The sequence below is a fragment of the Sporosarcina gallistercoris genome (assembly GCF_050459885.1).
Taxonomy (GTDB): Bacteria; Bacillota; Bacilli; order Bacillales_A; family Planococcaceae; genus Sporosarcina; species Sporosarcina gallistercoris_A.
On sequence record NZ_JBCMNO010000009.1, the window covers coordinates 21,274 to 40,217 of the forward strand.

At 46.1% G+C, this 18,944-nt stretch carries 19 protein-coding genes; 18 read left to right on the forward strand and 1 reads right to left on the reverse strand.

Annotation, left to right across the window (positions count from 1 at the left end):
- Positions 1 to 73 precede the first annotated feature (73 nt).
- From gmk to spoVM, 13 genes are all read left to right on the forward strand, one after another.
- Positions 74 to 691 carry a guanylate kinase gene (gene gmk, locus ABE021_RS06635; RefSeq protein ID WP_430287604.1) on the forward strand — a complete coding sequence of 206 codons (618 nt, stop codon included), beginning with the start codon at positions 74 to 76 and terminating at the stop codon, positions 689 to 691.
- Between the two features lie 4 nt (positions 692 to 695).
- Positions 696 to 920, forward strand: a complete 225-nt coding sequence (gene rpoZ, locus ABE021_RS06640) for a DNA-directed RNA polymerase subunit omega (protein ID WP_430287606.1) — start codon at positions 696 to 698, stop codon at positions 918 to 920.
- Between the two features lie 88 nt (positions 921 to 1,008).
- Entirely contained in the window at positions 1,009 to 2,217 is a 1,209-nt protein-coding gene (gene coaBC, locus ABE021_RS06645) for a bifunctional phosphopantothenoylcysteine decarboxylase/phosphopantothenate--cysteine ligase CoaBC (RefSeq protein WP_430287791.1), read from the forward strand.
- Complete coding sequence (gene priA / locus ABE021_RS06650; RefSeq protein WP_430287607.1) at positions 2,214 to 4,625, forward strand: primosomal protein N'; 2,412 nt, start codon at positions 2,214 to 2,216, stop codon at positions 4,623 to 4,625. Before coaBC ends, priA begins: the two co-directional genes overlap by 4 nt.
- A gap of 26 nt (positions 4,626 to 4,651) precedes the next feature.
- Complete coding sequence (gene def, locus ABE021_RS06655) at positions 4,652 to 5,173, forward strand: peptide deformylase (protein WP_430287610.1); 522 nt, start codon at positions 4,652 to 4,654, stop codon at positions 5,171 to 5,173.
- Complete coding sequence (gene fmt / locus ABE021_RS06660) at positions 5,166 to 6,107, forward strand: methionyl-tRNA formyltransferase (protein ID WP_430287611.1); 942 nt, start codon at positions 5,166 to 5,168, stop codon at positions 6,105 to 6,107. Before def ends, fmt begins: the two co-directional genes overlap by 8 nt.
- Complete coding sequence (rsmB, locus tag ABE021_RS06665) at positions 6,104 to 7,462, forward strand: 16S rRNA (cytosine(967)-C(5))-methyltransferase RsmB (protein WP_430287613.1); 1,359 nt, start codon at positions 6,104 to 6,106, stop codon at positions 7,460 to 7,462. Before fmt ends, rsmB begins: the two co-directional genes overlap by 4 nt.
- Positions 7,463 to 7,489: 27 nt before the next feature.
- Complete coding sequence (locus ABE021_RS06670; protein WP_430287616.1) at positions 7,490 to 8,248, forward strand: Stp1/IreP family PP2C-type Ser/Thr phosphatase; 759 nt, start codon at positions 7,490 to 7,492, stop codon at positions 8,246 to 8,248.
- Positions 8,245 to 10,224, forward strand: a complete 1,980-nt coding sequence (gene pknB, locus ABE021_RS06675; protein WP_430287619.1) for a Stk1 family PASTA domain-containing Ser/Thr kinase — start codon at positions 8,245 to 8,247, stop codon at positions 10,222 to 10,224. The genes ABE021_RS06670 and pknB overlap by 4 nt, the downstream gene beginning before the upstream one ends.
- Positions 10,225 to 10,237: 13 nt before the next feature.
- On the forward strand, positions 10,238 to 11,119 hold the full coding sequence (rsgA, locus tag ABE021_RS06680) for a ribosome small subunit-dependent GTPase A (protein ID WP_430287621.1): 882 nt from the start codon (positions 10,238 to 10,240) through the stop codon (positions 11,117 to 11,119).
- A 5-nt stretch (positions 11,120 to 11,124) separates the two neighbouring features.
- The gene (rpe, locus tag ABE021_RS06685; protein WP_430287623.1) at positions 11,125 to 11,793 is read left to right on the forward strand and encodes a ribulose-phosphate 3-epimerase; all 669 of its coding nucleotides are present in this window, start codon (positions 11,125 to 11,127) and stop codon (positions 11,791 to 11,793) included.
- Positions 11,790 to 12,443: a thiamine diphosphokinase gene (locus ABE021_RS06690; protein ID WP_430287626.1), complete on the forward strand. Its 654-nt coding sequence runs from the start codon at positions 11,790 to 11,792 to the stop codon at positions 12,441 to 12,443. Before rpe ends, ABE021_RS06690 begins: the two co-directional genes overlap by 4 nt.
- Positions 12,444 to 12,456: 13 nt before the next feature.
- Positions 12,457 to 12,609: a stage V sporulation protein SpoVM gene (spoVM, locus tag ABE021_RS06695; protein ID WP_430287628.1), complete on the forward strand. Its 153-nt coding sequence runs from the start codon at positions 12,457 to 12,459 to the stop codon at positions 12,607 to 12,609.
- A 34-nt stretch (positions 12,610 to 12,643) separates the two neighbouring features.
- Here the strand turns inward: spoVM and rpmB are convergent, their stop codons facing one another.
- Positions 12,644 to 12,832 carry a 50S ribosomal protein L28 gene (gene rpmB / locus ABE021_RS06700; protein WP_025785101.1) on the reverse strand — a complete coding sequence of 63 codons (189 nt, stop codon included), beginning with the start codon at positions 12,830 to 12,832 and terminating at the stop codon, positions 12,644 to 12,646.
- A gap of 214 nt (positions 12,833 to 13,046) precedes the next feature.
- Here rpmB and ABE021_RS06705 point away from each other — a divergent pair, with 214 nt between their 5' ends.
- The 5 genes from ABE021_RS06705 (at position 13,047) to recG (ending at position 18,835) form a co-directional block, all read left to right on the forward strand.
- Entirely contained in the window at positions 13,047 to 13,409 is a 363-nt protein-coding gene (locus ABE021_RS06705; RefSeq protein ID WP_430287629.1) for an Asp23/Gls24 family envelope stress response protein, read from the forward strand.
- Between the two features lie 17 nt (positions 13,410 to 13,426).
- The gene (locus ABE021_RS06710; protein WP_430287630.1) at positions 13,427 to 15,085 is read left to right on the forward strand and encodes a DAK2 domain-containing protein; all 1,659 of its coding nucleotides are present in this window, start codon (positions 13,427 to 13,429) and stop codon (positions 15,083 to 15,085) included.
- A gap of 135 nt (positions 15,086 to 15,220) precedes the next feature.
- The gene (gene sdaAB, locus ABE021_RS06715) at positions 15,221 to 15,883 is read left to right on the forward strand and encodes an L-serine ammonia-lyase, iron-sulfur-dependent subunit beta (RefSeq protein ID WP_430287631.1); all 663 of its coding nucleotides are present in this window, start codon (positions 15,221 to 15,223) and stop codon (positions 15,881 to 15,883) included.
- A gap of 14 nt (positions 15,884 to 15,897) precedes the next feature.
- Positions 15,898 to 16,806, forward strand: a complete 909-nt coding sequence (gene sdaAA / locus ABE021_RS06720) for an L-serine ammonia-lyase, iron-sulfur-dependent, subunit alpha (protein ID WP_430287632.1) — start codon at positions 15,898 to 15,900, stop codon at positions 16,804 to 16,806.
- On the forward strand, positions 16,787 to 18,835 hold the full coding sequence (gene recG, locus ABE021_RS06725) for an ATP-dependent DNA helicase RecG (RefSeq protein WP_430287634.1): 2,049 nt from the start codon (positions 16,787 to 16,789) through the stop codon (positions 18,833 to 18,835). Before sdaAA ends, recG begins: the two co-directional genes overlap by 20 nt.
- Positions 18,836 to 18,944 lie beyond the last annotated feature (109 nt).

Sequence of the window (18,944 nt, forward strand, 5' to 3'; positions counted from 1 at the left end):
ACGAATACAAACTTCGGATCGAACTGGATTAGGGCTGATTTGATTGGAGAGACTACATTAGAAGAGGGATTGCATGTTTAAACAACGAGGACTTTTGATTGTTCTTTCCGGCCCATCAGGAGTCGGGAAAGGAACTGTCCGGAAAGAGCTTTTTGCGTCTCCGGACACCAATTATGAATATTCGATATCGATGACGACACGCCAGCCAAGAGAAGGCGAAGTGGATGGCGTCGATTATTTTTTCCGTCCGCGTGAAGTGTTCGAAGGATTGATTGAAGAAGGAAAACTTCTTGAGCATGCGGAGTACGTCGGGAATTATTATGGGACACCACTTGACTATGTCAACGAAACACTCGATTCCGGAAGAGATGTCTTCTTGGAAATCGAAGTGGTCGGTGCTGCCCAGGTGCGGGAAAAGATGCCGGACGGGCTATTCATCTTCTTGGCGCCGCCAAGTCTTTCGCATTTAGAGCAACGGCTTGTCGGCCGGGGGACAGAAGTTCGTGAAGTCATCGCATCACGTGTTGCAAAAGCGCGTGACGAGCTGGAGATGATGGACTTATATGATTACGTTGTAGAAAATGATGAGGTGACGAAAGCGTGTGATCGCATCAATGCAATTGTCATGGCTGAGCATTGCCGTAGAGAACGTGTGGAAGAACGTTATTTAGCTATGTTGGAAGGGGAATAATACAATGTTATATCCATCTGTTGATTCACTAAAAGAGAAGATCGATTCAAAGTACACTCTTGTTTCTATCGCTGCAAAGAGAGCTCGTGAAATGCAAGAGAAGAAGGACGAACAATTGGTATCCTACACATCCTATAAGAATGTCGGGAAAGCACTTGAAGAAGTAGCAGCTGGCATGCTTCACAAACGCAAGACGGACGCTTCCGTTGTCTATGAGGACGAAATTTAAATGTACTTGAGTTGAATACACATATGGAGGCTCCCTTAGAAAAAGTACTTTCTTAGGGAGTTTGTCATTTTCGGGGAGGATGAAGATGTTGTTAGCCAATAAAAAAGTTTTGCTTTGTGTGACGGGTGGCATTGCTGTCTACAAAGCGGTGGCGCTGGTTAGTAAATTGAGTCAATCCGGGGCGCAGGTGAAAGTTGTCATGACTCGTTCTGCGATGGAGTTTGTTCAGCCATTATCGTTTCAAGTGATGTCGAGGAACGATGTCTATTTCGATACGTTTGACGAAAAGGATTCATCAGTCATTGCCCATATCGACCTTGCGGATTGGGCTGATCTTATTATCGTAGCCCCGACAACAGCAAATTTCATCGGGAAATTAGCAAATGGCATAGCAGATGATATGGCATCCACCCTCTTACTTGCAGCGACTGCTCCTGTTTGGATCGCCCCTGCAATGAATGTCCATATGTACGAGCATCCAGCGGTTCTTCGGAATATCGATCGCCTGTATCGGGACGGCGTTCGATTCATCGAACCATCCGAGGGCTTTTTAGCATGTGGTTATGTTGGGAAAGGGCGTCTGGAAGAGCCTGAGCGAATTGTGGAATTAGTTTACTCTTTTTTCAATGAAAAACAACAACTTCCGCTTTCTGGGAAAAAAGTTGTCGTTACCGCAGGGCCGACATTAGAACGGATTGACCCCGTCCGATACATTTCGAATTTCTCAAGCGGGAAAATGGGGTATGCCATGGCGCAAGCTGCAGCCGAATTAGGAGCTGAGACGGTTCTTATTTCGGGTCCTGTTGCACTGGACCCACCGCGAGGCATAGAGCTTGTACGTGTTGAAAGTGCCTCTGAAATGCTCGAAGCCGTTTTAGGACACTACGCAAATGCGGATTATGTAGTGAAGGCTGCGGCGGTTGCAGATTATCGACCGAAAATGGTCCATACCCAAAAGATGAAGAAAAAAGAAAGCGCCACATCATTGGAGTTGGAACGGACAACCGATATTCTGAAAACGTTAGGCGAGAGGAAAACCACACAACAGCTCATCGGATTTGCTGCTGAAACGACAGATGCCCTTACATATGGAAAAGGTAAGTTGGAATCGAAAAATCTCGATTGGATTATTGTTAATGATGTCACGGATCCATCTGGTGGTTTCGGTAGTGACGTCAACGTGGTTACTCTGATCTCCCGGGCAGGCGTTGAGCTTCCGTTCCCAGCTATGGAGAAAAAGGAGCTTGCAAAAGAACTCCTTACAACAATAGTTCGAGAAGGACATGATTCCCTATGATCGCTGAAGTGATCGTGGACGTTGCAGCATACCCGATAGATCGACCGTTTGACTATAAGATCCCCGAGCTGTTTGCTGGATTTGTGGAACCGGGTATGCGCGTGAAAGTCCCTTTTGGCCCGAGGAAAGTAGTAGGGTATGTAATCGCTTTAAAACAAGAAAGTGACTTGGACATCGGTAAGATAAAACCATTAGACGAACTTATCGATTTTGAACCGATCCTGTCTCGGGAATTACTTGAACTCTCGGAGTGGCTTGCGACAGATACACTTGCCTATCGTATAGAAGCACTCCAAGTCATGTTGCCAGCAGCCATGCGTGCAAAGTACGAGAAATTCATCCAAGTCGAGGAACCTGAAGCCATCACAGACACTGAATTCACGAACATATTGCGTGGCAGAGACCGTATTCCGCTGAAGTTAGCTGATACGAAAGAGCTGTTGAAGCAGCTGAAAAATTATGTGGATAGTGGCGCAGTCCGAGTGGATACGCTCGTTAAACAACAGACGGCAGTGAAAAAGGTCAGGACGATTCATATTGCCCAAACTGAAGAATTGCATCAGCTGCTAGGCACGGTTAGTAATCAAGCGGTCAAACAGCGTGAATTATTGGAGTGGATGATCACCCATGCGGGCCAATCGATTGAAGCCGGGAAGGTGATTGCGGAATCCGGTGTATCGTCCGCCGTTTTGAAGACGGTCATTGAAAAAGGGGCTGCCCAGGAAAGAAAAACGGAAGTATATCGTGAACCGGAAGCTTTGGAATTACGCGATACTGCCATTCCGAAACAGCTCACGAGCTATCAGCAACATGCAGTGGATGAAGTACTTGAAGCATTCCGGACAGGTTCTGACAAAACATTTCTATTACACGGAATTACAGGGAGCGGGAAGACTGAAGTCTACTTACGTACGATCGAAGAGGTATTGTCGTCTGGTAAAGAAGCAATTGTGCTCGTACCGGAGATTTCCTTGACGCCTCAAATGACTTCCCGATTTAAAGAACGTTTCGGCGATCTAGTCGCAGTCATGCATAGTGCCCTGTCTGCAGGTGAAAAATATGATGAATGGCGTAAAATCCATAGAAAAGAAGTGAAAGTGGTCGTTGGTGCGCGATCTGCTATTTTTGCTCCTTTTGAAAAACTGGGAATCATCATTTTAGATGAGGAGCATGAGTCCACTTATAAACAGGAAGACTCTCCGCGCTATCACGCCAGGGACGTCGCTATTTGGCGAGCGCAATTCAATCAGTGCCCTGTTATTCTCGGGAGTGCTACCCCAGCACTTGAATCCTATGCGCGGGCATCGAAAGAAGTTTACCATCTACTCGAATTGCCTGCACGTGCAAAAGACCAGGCGCTGCCGAACGTCACTATCGTCGATATGCGAGCAGAGCTGAAAGACGGGAACCGATCGATGTTTTCTGTCCCATTGGCGGAAGCGGTACGAAATCGATTGGACAAAGGGGAACAAACCGTATTGTTTTTAAACAAACGCGGCTTCTCCTCGTTTGTTTTATGCAGAGATTGCGGAACGACGATCCAATGTCCGAATTGTGATATTTCACTGACGTATCATAGAGTGACCGAGAATTTGAAATGTCATTACTGTGGTCATGAAGAACGAGTGCCTCACATCTGTCCGGAATGCGAAAGTGAGCACATCCGGTTTTTCGGAACAGGTACCCAAAAGGCGGAAGAGGAGATCACTAAACTCTTCCCGGAAGCACGTGTACTTCGGATGGATGTGGATACGACGCGCCAGAAGGGCTCCCATGCCAGATTGCTCCAGAAATTCAGTGAGGGCAAAGCAGACATTTTGCTCGGGACCCAAATGATTGCCAAAGGGCTCGATTTTCCAAATATTACGTTGGTTGGTGTTTTGGCAGCGGATACGACACTCCATCTGGCAGATTTCAGAGCAGCGGAAAAAACGTTCCAGTTGTTGACACAAGTGAGCGGCAGAGCGGGGCGCCATGAATTGGAAGGGGAGGTTTTCGTTCAAACGTACACCCCTGAACATTATGCGATTGAGCTTGCGAAAGCCCAAGTGTATGAGCCTTTTTATCATATGGAAATGACTTCCCGGAAGCAATACGGCTATCCGCCGTTTTTCTTTATAGTCAATATTCAATTCAGCCACGAAGACTTAATGAAAGTGGTCGGATATGCAGAAAAAGCCGCACGATTTTTAGCAGAAGGGTTAAGTCCGGAAAGCGTTATTATCGGACCTACCGCATCTGCAATCAGTCGGGTGAATAATAGATATCGCTATCAATGTTTGATAAAATACAAAAAAGAACCGAAACTGACTGATACGCTGCAAGCGCTCATCCGCTATTACCGAACTGATTGGATAAAAGACGGATTGCTGCTATCGGTTGATAAATCACCTGTCGTTATTTATTGAATAACGAACTGAAAAGAGGAATTCGTTTGACTGTACTAGAAATTGTTAAATATCCCGCTGAAATATTAGAAACAAAAACAAAAGAAGTGACGAAATTCGACCGGAACTTACATCGGTTGTTGGACGATATGATGGAAACGATGATTGCAGCAGACGGTGTAGGAATCGCTGCGCCTCAAGTTGGGCATTCCATCCGTGCTGCTATTGTAGATATCGGTGAAGGAGATCCGCCGATTGAACTGATCAATCCAGTCATCACTGCGATTGGCGGGGAAGATGTGGACTTGGAAGGCTGTCTCAGTTTCCCGGATTTGTACGGTGAAGTAAAGCGTCCTTTCTTTGTCCGTGTGGAAGCCCAGGAACGGGATGGTTCACTCTACGAACTGGAAGCGGAAAGCTTTGAAGCACGCGCAATCATGCATGAAATCGATCACTTGGACGGAATCCTGTTCAACACGAAAATCAGCCGGATTGTCGATGCTTCGGAATTTGAGGAATTAGACGAGGAACTTGTTCAGCTGGAAAAGGAAGGTGAAGGAAATGAATAAGCTCTTATTTATGGGGACACCTGAGTTTTCTGCCCCGATTCTACGAATGCTTCATGAAGAAGGGTATTCAATTGTAGGGGTTGTAACGCAGCCTGACAGGCCGGTTGGACGTAAGCGTGTATTGACGCCGCCCCCTGTAAAAGCCGAAGCGTTGCGTCTTGGACTTCCTGTCATCCAGCCTGAAAAATTGAGGGGCTCCGCGGAGTTGGAAGAGATCAAGGCACTCGCCCCGGATCTGATCGTTACAGCAGCATTCGGACAGATTTTGCCGAAAGAGCTGCTGGATGTTCCGAGATTAGGATGCATTAATGTCCATGCTTCCTTGCTTCCCGCCTATCGAGGAGGAGCGCCTATCCATCAAGCTATTATGGACGGATGTACCGAAACCGGTGTCACGATTATGTACATGGTGGAAAAACTCGATGCTGGTGACATCATTTCACAAGCGACGACCCCTATTTCATCAACCGATGATACAGGGACGATGTTTGAAAAGTTATCACTTACAGGAGAAAAGTTGTTAAAAGAGACACTTCCTTCTATCTTGGAAGGGTCGAATGCACGTATTCCACAAGACGAATCGCTTGTTACATTTGCGAGAAATATCTCACGTGAACAAGAGCGGATTGACTGGACTCGTCCCGGAACGGATATCCATAACCAAGTAAGAGGACTGACACCGTGGCCGACAGCTTATACGACATTCAATGGTGAAAACGTGAAAATTTGGAAGACGGAAACGGTACCAACTGTAAGTGAGGGTAAGCCAGGCGAAATCATCGAGTTAACGAAGGACCACATTCTTGTGAAAACAGGTGATGACACAGCGATTTCGATAACTGAGTTACAGCCTTCCGGAAAAAAACGAATGACTGCAACCGTCTTTTTGAACGGATCTGGTAGCCAGTGGAAAAAAGGAGATCTGTTCCTATGACAGCAAAGAAGAAGGATATTTGGAGAGGGAACGTCCGTGATGCGGCACTTTCCATCCTATTAGAAGTCAGCCGTAACCAGGCTTACAGTAATTTACTATTAACACGGACGATGAAAACCTATGCCATTAAAGATCAGGATAAGCCGTTATTGACGAATTTGACATACGGCACTCTACAAAATCGACTCACATTAGATTATTATCTCGAGCCTTTTATCAAAGGGAAATTGGATGACTGGGTTCGTGAACTGTTGCGTATGTCACTCTATCAAATTGTTTACCTAACTAAAATCCCACCTCACGCAGCGGTCAATGAAGCAGTGGAAATCGCTAAGCGGCGTGGCCATAAAGGGACTACGGGTCTTGTAAACGGTGTTCTTCGTTCGGTATTGCGACAAGGCGTCCGTTCTATCGAAGAAGAAACGGATGAGATCAAACGGCTGGCACTTGAAACGAGTCACCCTGAATGGCTGATCCGTCGCTGGATTGACCAATATGGCATGAAGGATACAACGGAGATGGCACATGCCAATAATGTTCCCCCTACGAATACTGCCCGCATCAATACCGTGCAGACAACTATAGAAAAAGCGTTGCACCAGCTGAAGAGTGAAGGGGCAAAGGTGGAGATGGGTAAAGTGGTCCCTGAAGCGGTTTATTGCCACTCTGGTAATATTGCAAACACCTATACCTATACAAAAGGATGGCTAACAGTTCAAGATGAAAGTTCCATGCTGCCTGTTTATGCATTGGATCTTCATCCGGGAATGAAAGTGCTCGATATGTGTGCAGCACCTGGCGGCAAGACGACGCAGATTGCTGAACACATGGCGGACACAGGAGAAGTGCATGCACACGACCTGCATGAGCACAAACTTGAGTTGATCGAAGAGAATGCGGAAAGATTGGGACTTAAGTCAATCTGGACTTCAAGCGGGGACAGCCGTGAACTGAACTACACGTATGAACCGGACACATTTGACCGGATTTTAGTGGATGCACCATGCAGCGGTCTTGGTGTCATTCGCAGAAAACCGGAAATCAAGTACAACAAAACTGAAGCGGACCTTGAATCTCTAACGAAAATTCAATCGGAGCTCCTTGAAACCGCTTGGTCACTCGTCAAGCCGGGCGGTAAAATTGTCTATAGCACATGTACTGTCGATAAAACCGAAAATGATGGGGTTGTCCTACAATTTTTAGAACGTCATCCGGAAGCTGTAAAGCTAGTTCCAGAGTTTTTCGAAAAAGCAGGACTCGCGACGTCTAACGGAATGCTCCAAGTTTTGCCACAACACTTCGGCAGTGATGGATTCTTTGCAGCTGCATTACAAAAACCAGAAAGTACTGACTAATACACGTACAGGGATGGGGGAAACACAATGCATTTCAGTGTACAAACCGACATAGGCAGGAAACGTACGTTCAACGAAGACCAAGCTGCTGTATTTGAACTGGATAACGGCTATGCACTCGTTGTCATTGCTGATGGCATGGGTGGACATCGCAGTGGGGATGTCGCAAGTGCGATGGCGGTGCGCCTAATGGGAGAGCATTTCAATGAGCTGAACGAAACCATGCCAGAATCTAGGGAAACGTGGAATGCATGGCTCAATTCCATTATTCGTAAAGTGAACCGGTTGATTTTTGAAAAAGCACAAACGTCCCCTGAACATGAGGGCATGGGAACGACGCTTGAAGCAGCCATCATAGCAGAAGGAAATTGTTACATTGCACATGTTGGCGATAGTCGGGTCTATGCCATCACTTCTCAGACAATCACTCAGCTGACTAAAGATCATTCCTATGTAAATGCACTTCTCGCGAGTGGTGAAATTACGGAAGAAGAGGCGGAAGTCCACCCTCAGCGAAACTGGATTATGCGGGCTGTCGGTTCTGAACGGAATATCGAGCCGGAATTTTATCATGTCCCGTTTACTAAAGGAGACTATTTGTTATTGTGCACAGATGGTCTGAGTAACAAAGTTGAAGCCGAACAAATGAGGGAAATCATTGTCACTGAAGACACTCTTGAAGAAAAAGTGATTCAACTGATAGATCTGGCTAACGAAAGAGGCGGGGAAGACAACATTACTGCAGTTTTGCTTGCGTCCACCGATCCTGGAGCTGATGCTGTATGATCGGTAATCGAATTGGAGACCGCTATGATATCATCGGCACAATCGGTGAAGGCGGGATGTCTAAAGTATACGTAGCGCATGACGTGATTTTGGATCGGGATGTCGCGATTAAAGTTCTGAATTATGATTTTGCAAACGAAGAAGAGTTGAAGCGCAGATTTCAGCGTGAAGCGCTTTCTGCTACCAGTTTGACTCACGCGAACATTGTTAATATCTTTGACGTGGGAGAAGAAGATGAGCTGCATTATCTGGTGATGGAATATGTGAAGGGCCTGACGTTAAAGCGCTTCATTTTAGAGAATGGTCCACTTGAGCCTGAAAAAGCCATTCCTATCATGCTGCAGCTCGTTTCAGCCATATCAAATGCCCATCATAACGGAATCATCCATCGTGATGTGAAACCACAAAATATTTTAATGGATGAAGACGGGGACGTGAAGATCACGGACTTCGGAATTGCGATGGCGCTTACAGCAACCTCCCATACGAAAACGAATTCGGTGCTCGGAACAGTCCATTATCTTTCGCCTGAACAAGCAAGAGGCGGAATGGCAACGAAGAAATCCGACATTTATTCGTTAGGGATCGTTTTTTATGAATTGCTTACAGGGAAGCTGCCATTCTCAGCAGAATCTGCAGTAGCGATTGCACTCAAGCATCTTCAAGAGGAAACCCCTTCTGTCAGAGCCGATTTTCCTTCCATCCCGCAAAGTGTGGAAAATATTATATTAAAAGCAACCGCAAAAGACGCGAGACATCGCTACGTATCAGCAGATGCGATGTATGATGATCTGCTGACAGCACTCAATCCTTCGCGTGCTGATGAGCCTAAGTTCGTTATCCCGTTTGACGAGGATGAAACACGTGCCCTTCCCATCATTAAAGATGCACCGAGCTTACTCGATTCTGAACAGACGGTGAAAATCGAGCCGGTTCGGATAGAGCCAGATCCCGTGAAACAAGAGCCGGTCCCAAAAAAGAATAAACGTAAAAAGTGGCCAATTGTTGCGAGTATTGCGATTCTGATCGCTGCCGCAATTGCTGTACTCTATCTTACAGGTGTGTTCGATCGGCAAGTGACTGTCCCTGACGTACTGGGGAAAGACGAAGCAGATGCGATCGCGCTTCTCGAAGAAAGTGGGTTTGTCGTAGACGACAAAGTACCGCAGCCATCGGAGAAGTATGAAAAAGGGGAAGTTTTCCGGACAATCCCTGAAGCGAACAAAGTACGCGATAAAGGAAGTGCAGTCAAATTATACATCAGTACAGGGAAAGAGACAGTTGTCTTCAGTGACTATACCCGAAGAGATTACGATTCCATTAAGGAACGTCTGACCGCTTATAAATTCAAGTCGATTAAAGCTGAAGAAGTCTTTGACGATCAACCGAAAGGGACCATCTTGAGACAAGATCCTGATCCCGATTCAGAAGTTGTTCCAAGTGAAACGGATGTTATCTTCACGGTAAGTAAAGGCCAGGAAACGAGAACTTTGGAAAGTCTGATTGGCTATACGGATGATCAGCTGACAAGGTACGCACGCTCTTCTGGTTTCAATATTACGGTTGTGAAAAAAAGAAACTCGGATACGATTCCTGCAGGACAAGTTATGAAACAGGATCCCACTGCTGGGCAGTCGTTACCTATAGGATCTGAAGTTAGCGTGACGGTATCAAAAGGTCCTGCTCAAAAGCCTGTAAAACTTTTTGTGAAGCGTGTTAAAATCCCTTATGAAGTGATGGAAGGCGATGGGTCATCAGGAGAAGCGGGAGAAGAAAGAGTACCCCAAACTGTTCGGATCTACATTCAAGACCGCGAAAATTCCATGACGGATCCGATTAAGGAATTTGAAATTACTGAGGACACTGAGGAGCAAATTACAATAGAACTTGAAGAAGGTCAACGGGGCGGATATAAAATCCTTCGAGGAACGACAATCATCGAAGAAAAGACGTTTGACTACAAAGATATTCAATAAGGATGGGGATAGGATGCCAGAAGGTCAAATTCGCAAGGCGATAAGCGGGTTTTATTATGTAAAGTACGATGGCGGGACAGTGCGCTGCAGAGGCAGGGGCGTATTTAGAAAGCGCAAGATTACTCCACTCGTAGGGGACTGGGTGACCTACGTCCAAGAAGGTGTGGAAGATGCAACAATTAATGAAATTCATCCTAGGAAAAATGAATTGGTGCGTCCACCGGTCTCCAATATCGACTTGGCGCTACTTGCGGTCTCAATCGTGGAGCCCACATTCAGTTCTAACTTGTTGGATCGATTTCTTGTCCTGGTCGAGTCCCACCAAATTGAGCCAGTCATTTGCTTAACGAAAAAAGACAAAGCGAATGATAGGGAACTGCAGGCTGCGGAAGAAGCAGCTGCATATTACCGATCGATTGGTTACTCCGTCCTAATGACTGCGATTGACGAACCTGGCCTACTTGAGAAGCTGCGTCCTCATTTAGAGGGGAATACTACGGTTCTTGCGGGGCAGTCGGGGGTTGGCAAGTCGACATTGCTCAATACGCTTTTACCAAATCTGTCACTTGAGACCGGTGAAATTTCCGAGTCTCTCGGACGCGGTAAGCATACGACACGCCATGTTGAATTACATGAAGTGGCCGGGGGATTAGTTGCAGACACACCTGGATTTAGTTCCTTGGAATTTGACACTCTTGAAAAACAGGAATTAGGAAGCTGTTTTCCGGAGTTCCTCGAAGCATCGGAACAATGTAAATTCAGAGGTTGTCTGCACTTGAAAGAACCTTCGTGTGAGGTGAAAAGAAAAGTGGAATCAGGCGAGATCATTCAAAGCCGCTATAATCACTACTTACAATTTTCTCAGGAAATAACTGACAGAAAGCCGAGGTATTGAAGAATATGATCAAAATAGCACCTTCTATCTTATCAGCGGATTTTGCAAAACTCGGGCAAGAAATCAAAGAAGTGGAGCAAGGAGGCGCCGATTGGATTCACGTCGATGTGATGGATGGTCATTTTGTACCGAATATTACAATCGGACCATTGATCGTTGAAGCAATCCGTCCTGTTACCACTTTGCCATTAGATGTCCACTTAATGATCGAAGAACCGGACCGCTACATTGAACAATTCGCCAAAGCAGGGGCGGATTATATTACAGTGCATGTTGAGGCGTGTCGTCACCTCCACCGGACGATCCAGCTGATCCGTTCCTATGGCGTGAAACCTGGCGTTGTTCTGAATCCGCATACCCCTGTCGAAACCATTCTTCATATTCTGGAAGATATCGACCTTGTGCTATTCATGACAGTGAATCCTGGTTTCGGCGGGCAGAAATTCATCTCTTCTGTCGTTCCAAAAGTCCAGCAGCTCTCGGACATTATTAAAGAGCGGAACTTGTCCATCGAGATCGAAATTGACGGTGGGATAACGCCAGATACGATTGGTGCGTGTGTTGAGGCAGGTGCTACTGTATTTGTTGCAGGTTCAGCGGTTTATAATCAGGAAGACCGTGCTGCAGCAATCAGAAACATCCGGGATGCCGGGGAAAAGGTACAAGTCAAGTGAAGACGATCATAATATGTGCGGGGGGGCCAGAGGAAGAAATTATCCCTCTGGCTCTCTTTTCAGATGAAGAGACACAGTTCATAGGTGCTGATCGAGGCACGCTCCAACTGCTTGATGCAGGAATTGTTCCATCGGCAGCTGTTGGAGATTTCGATTCCGTAAGTGAAGAGGAAATGAAGCGGATCGAGTCAAGTGGCTGTTTCATAGAAAGGCGGTCTACCGAGAAAGACGAGACCGATACTGAACTTGCATTAAATCTTGCGTATTCTTGGAATCCGGAGAGGATTATACTGACTGGGGTGACAGGCGGACGTCTTGACCATATGTTTTCTGCAGTCCAACTCCTTGTCCGCAATGCAGGGGATCATAAATCGACGCAATTGATCTTAGCGAACAGACAAAATGAACTGATACTTCTTCGGGAAGGGACTTATCATTTCGAAAAGAATGAGCAGTTCCCTTATCTATCATTTTATAGTGTGACAGAAGAAGTGAAGGCACTGACACTGACAGGGGTGAAGTATGAAGTCTTTTCGGAAGACCTACATCTTGGAGATACTCGCTTCACAAGTAACGAGATTGTTGCACCATCTTGTACTATCTCCATGCAAGCGGGCATATGTTTAATGGTAAGGAGCTCAGATTCCTGAAAGGAGTGGGGAGTTGCGGATTTATACATTTACTTTGCCTAAGTTTGTAAGTGGAATTGTGCGAAAGTGCATGGTCGTTTTTTCTAAGGAGGATACAGCGAAAGTGAAATCTTCCACGGCAGCATCGAAAAAACGGAAAAAGCGACAAGAAAAAACGTCAGGCTGAACTTCAGCCTGACGTTTTTATTGGTTATGGTCTATTATACGCGTTGAACTTTACCTGATTTAAGTGCGCGGGCAGAAACCCAAACACGCTTCGGCTTGCCGTTTACAAGAATACGGACTTTTTGAAGGTTCGCACCCCAAGTACGTTTGCTAGAGTTCATTGCGTGGGAACGATTATTCCCTGCACGTGCTTTGCGACCAGTAATTACACATTCCTTAGCCATTTTATAACCTCCTCGCGAATGATGATTAAGCGTTTCACTTATAATTCGCATACTAGATTAATTTATCATATCCGTCTATCCCATGCAAGCTTTTTTCTCTGTTCTCTCAAGCAATTTTCCTTTACACGTTAAAGAAAACGCTTGCTTTCTTTTCTTATAAGCTTGTATATAGTACAATGTGAACAGTGAAACTGGATTCAGGAGGGATAACGGCATGTCAATTCAAATGGAAAACGAATATGGGAAAATTGATATAACGAATGAGACAATCGCCCGGATCGTCGGTGAAGCTACAATAGAGTGCTACGGGGTTGTAGGAATGGCCTCCAGGCATCAAATTCGGGACGGACTGACAGAAATTCTGAGAAAAGAGAACTTCAGCAGAGGTGTCATTGTTAGGAACGCAGGTGCTGACACACAGATTGATCTATATATTATTGTCGGATACGGGACAAAGATCACTGAAGTTGCCTACCAAGTGCAATCCAAAGTGCAATATACACTTAAAAAAACACTCGGGATGACAATCGGTTCCGTCAATATTTATGTACAGGGCGTTCGTGTGACGAACCCGTGAAGGAGGAACACAGTTCTATGAAGTCGATGGATGGACTACAATTTGCAGAGATGGTGAAGATGGGCGCATACCACCTAAAACAAAATGCCGATTACGTGGATTCCCTGAATGTCTTTCCGGTACCAGATGGAGACACGGGGACAAATATGAACTTATCAATGACATCGGGTGCTAAAGAAACGGAAGCGAACGTTTCGGCTCACCTTGGCAAGACCTCACAAGCGTTATCCAAAGGTCTTTTAATGGGGGCACGTGGAAATTCGGGTGTGATTTTATCACAATTATTCCGTGGTTTCGGAAAAATGGTGGAAGAAAAAGAGACGCTGACTGCTAGTGAATTTGCAGAAGCGCTTCAATATGGCGTAGAAACCGCTTATAAAGCGGTCATGAAGCCTGTGGAAGGTACGATTTTAACCGTCGCGAAAGATGCAGCAGCTGTTGCAGTAAACTCGGCAGAAACTGAAACGGACATCATTCAGTTGATGGAAGCAGTGCTTACAGAAGCAAAAGCTTCACTGAAGAGGACGCCTGACCTATTGCCGGTCTTGAAAGAGGTAGGCGTTGTAGATAGTGGAGGACAAGGTCTCGTTTACGTGTATGAAGGGTTTTTAGCATGTCTAAAAGGTGAGGAATTACCTGAACGTACGGTTGTTCAGTCAATGGACGAACTGGTAAATGCAGAACACCACCGAAATGTTCAAGGGTTCATGGATACTGCCGATATTGAATTTGGATATTGTACAGAGTTCATGGTGAGATTCGAAGACGACAAGACGAATGATCATCCTTTCGATGAAAACGACTTCAGACTCCAATTGAATGAAATGGGTGACTCATTACTAGTCATCTCTGATGAGGAGATCGCGAAAGTACATATCCATACAGAAAACCCGGGAAATGCGTTATCTTGCGGTCAACAGTATGGTTCCCTCATCAACATTAAAATCGAAAATATGCGTCAACAGCACATGGACATCATAGGTGACCAAGCAACGCCCAAAAAAACGACCGCTAAGAAAGTGCCTTATGCAATTGTTACAGTTGCGATGGGTGAAGGAATTGCGGAGCTGCTCAGAAGTATCGGGGCGTCATACGTTATTGAAGGCGGACAAACGATGAATCCTTCCACTGAAGATATCGTCAAGGCGATTCAAGAAGTGGGGGCAGAACGCGTTCTGATTTTGCCGAACAACAAGAATATCGTGTTAGCTGCTGAACAGGCGGCTGAAGTAATTGGAATTGAAGCTGCAGTTGTTCCTACGAAGTCGGTACCTGAAGGACTCGCTGCCATTTTAGCGTTTAACCCTGAAGCGGATGTGACTGCAAATGCGAAATCCATGAACACAGCAGCTTCTGTCGTGAAAACTGGACAGGTGACAACTGCAGTGCGCGATACATCGATTGATGGCGTGGCGATTCATACAGATGATTACATGGCAATCTCGAATGGGAAGATTACGGTTGCTACACCATCATTGGAGACGACAATGAAGTCCCTGATTGACGATATGATCACCGAAGATGATGAAATCGTAACAGTGATATATGGTGAAGACGTTTCTGAACAAGATGCAAAACAGATGGTTGCTTATATTGAAGGTCAGTTCGACCATGTCGAGATTGAATTGTATAACGGGAAACAGCCGTTATATCCTTATATTTTGTCAGTGGAATAACAGACGATGAAAAGCGCCGCGGCTCCTAGCCGTTGGCGCTTTTCATCCGTTTGGATATCAGTTATGAATTTTGTTTTCTAGCGTCTGTTCGTGTAGAATGAATACTAGGAAAATGGGCAAAAGGGGGAGTTTTTGTTGAAATTCAGATCAGTTTTTGAAATTATCGGGCCAGTCATGATAGGACCGTCATCATCACATACAGCAGGAGCTGCACGTATTGGACTTGTAGCAAGAGATTTGTTTGGGCGCCAACCTGAATGGGCGAAAATCCACTTATATGGTTCCTTTGCCGAAACCTATAAAGGCCATGGGACTGATGTTGCAATTATCGGCGGACTCCTTGGATACGATACATTCGACGAAAGGATCCGTACGGCTTTCGAGGACGCGGAAAAGCTTGGTATGTCTTTTGACTTCATCGCTGAAGAAGAGGAGATGGATCATCCCAATACTGCAAAGTTAGTTATTGGAGACAAAGAAGGCGTCATGGAACTTATCGGAATCTCTATTGGCGGCGGGACGATGGAGGTTGTTGAACTGAATGGTTTCCCGCTTCGCTTATCCGGTCATTTCCCTGCGTTACTCGTAGTCCATGACGATCGTGCGGGCGTTATTGCAAATGTATCGAACGCGATTGCTGCTCAAGATATGAATATTGCCCATATGGAAGTAGGACGTAAAGAAAAGGGCCAAATGGCGCTCATGGTCATCGAAGTCGATCAAGTTGTCAACGATGAACTCATTGAGGAATTGAGAGCACTTCCCAACGTCACACAAGTATCGACATTGGCAAACTAAGGGGGCAAACAAAAATGGATATTCTATTTTCAAATGTAAAAGAACTCGTCGCAATTGCTGAAAAAGAACAACAACCGATTTCCGAAATTATGATTCTTCAGGAAATGCTGTTAACTCGCAGATCGCGTGAAGATATTGTGGCGCAAATGGAGAACAACTTAGCAGTGATGGAAAAGTCTGTGGAAGATGGATTGAAAGGTGTCCACTCCCCGTCTGGTTTGACGGGCGGCGATGCAGTGCTTATCCAAAATTATATGAAAACAGGCAAGTCTTTATCCGGGGAGCTTTTACTGGATGCAGTCAGTAAAGCGGTCGCAACGAATGAAGTGAATGCTGCGATGGGGCTGATTTGCGCAACGCCTACTGCGGGTGCTGCAGGGATTGTCCCCGGTACATTATTCGCTGTGAAGAACAAATTGAATCCGACACGTGAACAGATGGTCCAGTATTTGTTTACAACAGGGGCATTCGGATTTATCGTAGCGAATAATGCCTCCATTTCCGGTGCTGCAGGAGGGTGTCAAGCGGAGACAGGTTCTGCTGCATCGATGGCAGCAGCTGCGATTGTTGAGATGGCTGGAGGGACGCCGCAACAAAGTGCGGAAGCCTTTTCAATTGTCATGAAAAATATGCTCGGTCTCGTCTGCGATCCGGTCGCAGGGCTCGTCGAGGTGCCGTGCGTGAAACGTAATGCAATGGGTGCAGCAAAAGCACTCGTTGGGGCAGACATGGCGCTTGCGGGAGTCGTGAGTGTTATTCCAACCGATGAAGTCATTGAAGCGATGCACAAAATCGGTCAATCCATGCCGTCGGCTCTGCGAGAAACCGCAAAAGGCGGTCTCGCTGCTACCCCTACTGGTAAGGCATTGGAAGCGAAAATTTTCGGTAAGGACAAGGAATCGCGTGACGCGGTCACTAAGTGAGCCCGTTACCGTCCTAAAAGGAATAGGTAAGTCAGCTGGCGAGCAGCTGGAAAAGTTAGGTATTGAAACTATTGAAGAGTTGGTTATGATGTTTCCTTATAGGCATGAAGATTTCAGGCTCAAAGATTTGTCAGAGACTCCTCATGAAGAACGAGTGACGATAGAAGGACGGGTGGAGAGTGTTCCATCCGTCCTGTTTACCGGGAAGAAACGTTCACGCTTACAAGTGCAATTGTTAGTCGGAAATCATCTTGTGAAAGCAGTTTTCTTCAATCAGCATTATTTGAAAGATCGAATGAATCCAGGACAAATCGTAACCATTACAGGCAAATGGGATCGAGGCAGACAACTCATCAATGTGAGTAATTTTAAAGAGGGTCCGAAAATCGGTCAAGCAGACTTCGAACCGGTTTACAGCTTGAAGGGGATTGTCAAGCAGCCGACATTCCGCCGATGGATGAGGACAGCGCTGGATGAGGTCGTGCATGAAATTCCGGAGACTTTGCCTTTACAGCTACTCGACGCATATAAACTTCCAGCTATAGCGGAAACTCTTGAAATGGTGCATTTCCCTAACAGTCCAGAAGATGTGAAGCAGGCTAGACGCCGTGTCGTCTATGAAGAGTTACTGCACTTCCAGCTGAAAATGGCGGCACTCAAAAAAGTACGGAAAGCTGCAGGGAAAGGCACAACAATCATATATGATCTGGAAAAATTAAAGCATTTCATCGCGAGTCTGCCCTTTGAATTGACAGGCGCTCAAAAACGGGTGGTCAATGAGTTGTGCGCTGAGTTGAAAAGCCCACTGCGCATGAATCGTTTGTTACAAGGAGATGTTGGCTCAGGAAAAACGGTTGTAGCAGCCATTGCGCTATACGCCGCTATCACAGCAGGTTTCCAAGGGGCTCTCATGGCTCCTACGGAAATTCTGGCTGAACAACATGCGGAAACATTGGCTGGCTGGCTCGAGCCGGCGGGCGTGACGGTTGCGTTCTTGTCAGGATCTACGAAAGGGAAAGCACGCCGGGAGATTGTCGCACGTCTTGAAAAGGGAGAAATCGATTTATTGATCGGGACACATGCGCTCATTCAGCCAGACGTGAATTTCCATAATCTTGGTTTAGTCATCACAGATGAGCAGCACCGTTTCGGGGTGGAGCAACGCCGTGTACTACGAGACAAAGGGGAAAGCCCTGATGTGCTCTTCATGACCGCTACACCGATTCCGAGGACTCTGGCAATTACCGTGTTCGGTGAAATGGATGTGTCGTTGCTCGATGAAATGCCAGCAGGACGGAAAGAGATTGAAACCTACTGGTTGAAAGAGGAATCACTCGCTCCAGTCCTACGTCGGATGGAAAAGGAATTGCAGGCGGGCAGGCAAGCGTATGTCATTTGTCCTCTCATTGAAGAGTCCGATGCACTGGATGTTCAGAACGCTGTTGAAGTCTTCGGACAGCTATCGACGTATTTTGCAGGACGTTTTACAGTGGGGCTGATGCATGGAAGACTCCATTCGGATGAAAAAGATGAAGTCATGCGTGATTTCAGTGAAGGCAAAATAGATTGTCTAGTATCGACGACTGTTGTCGAAGTCGGCGTGAACGTACCGAATGCGACATTTATGCTGATTTATGATGCGACACGTTTCGGTCTTGCTCAGCTCCATCAACTGAGAGGACGGGTCGGTCGCGGCGCGGACCAGTCGTATTGTGTACTGCTGGCTGATCCGAAGACTGAAGAAGGTAAAGAGCGCATGATAACGATGGCGGAAACGAATGATGGGTTTTTATTGGCTGAAAAAGATTTGGAACTGCGTGGATCGGGTGACTTTTTCGGGAAGAAGCAAAGTGGATTGCCTGAATTTAAAATGGCGGATCTGATTCATGATTATCGGGCATTGGAAACGGCTCGGCAAGATGCGGAACAGCTGCTTGAAATGGAATCATTCTGGACAGATCCCGATTATAAGAGCCTCCGGATAACAGTGGAAGAATCCGGAGTATTGCAAAATGAGCGCATCGATTGATAACAGCAAGTTGATTATATTTTTGTGAGTTGTCTGACAGCTGACTTTATGAATGCAAAGAGCATGTCCCCTCTTGCATTCTTTTTTTTATCTTTATATACTGTTACTA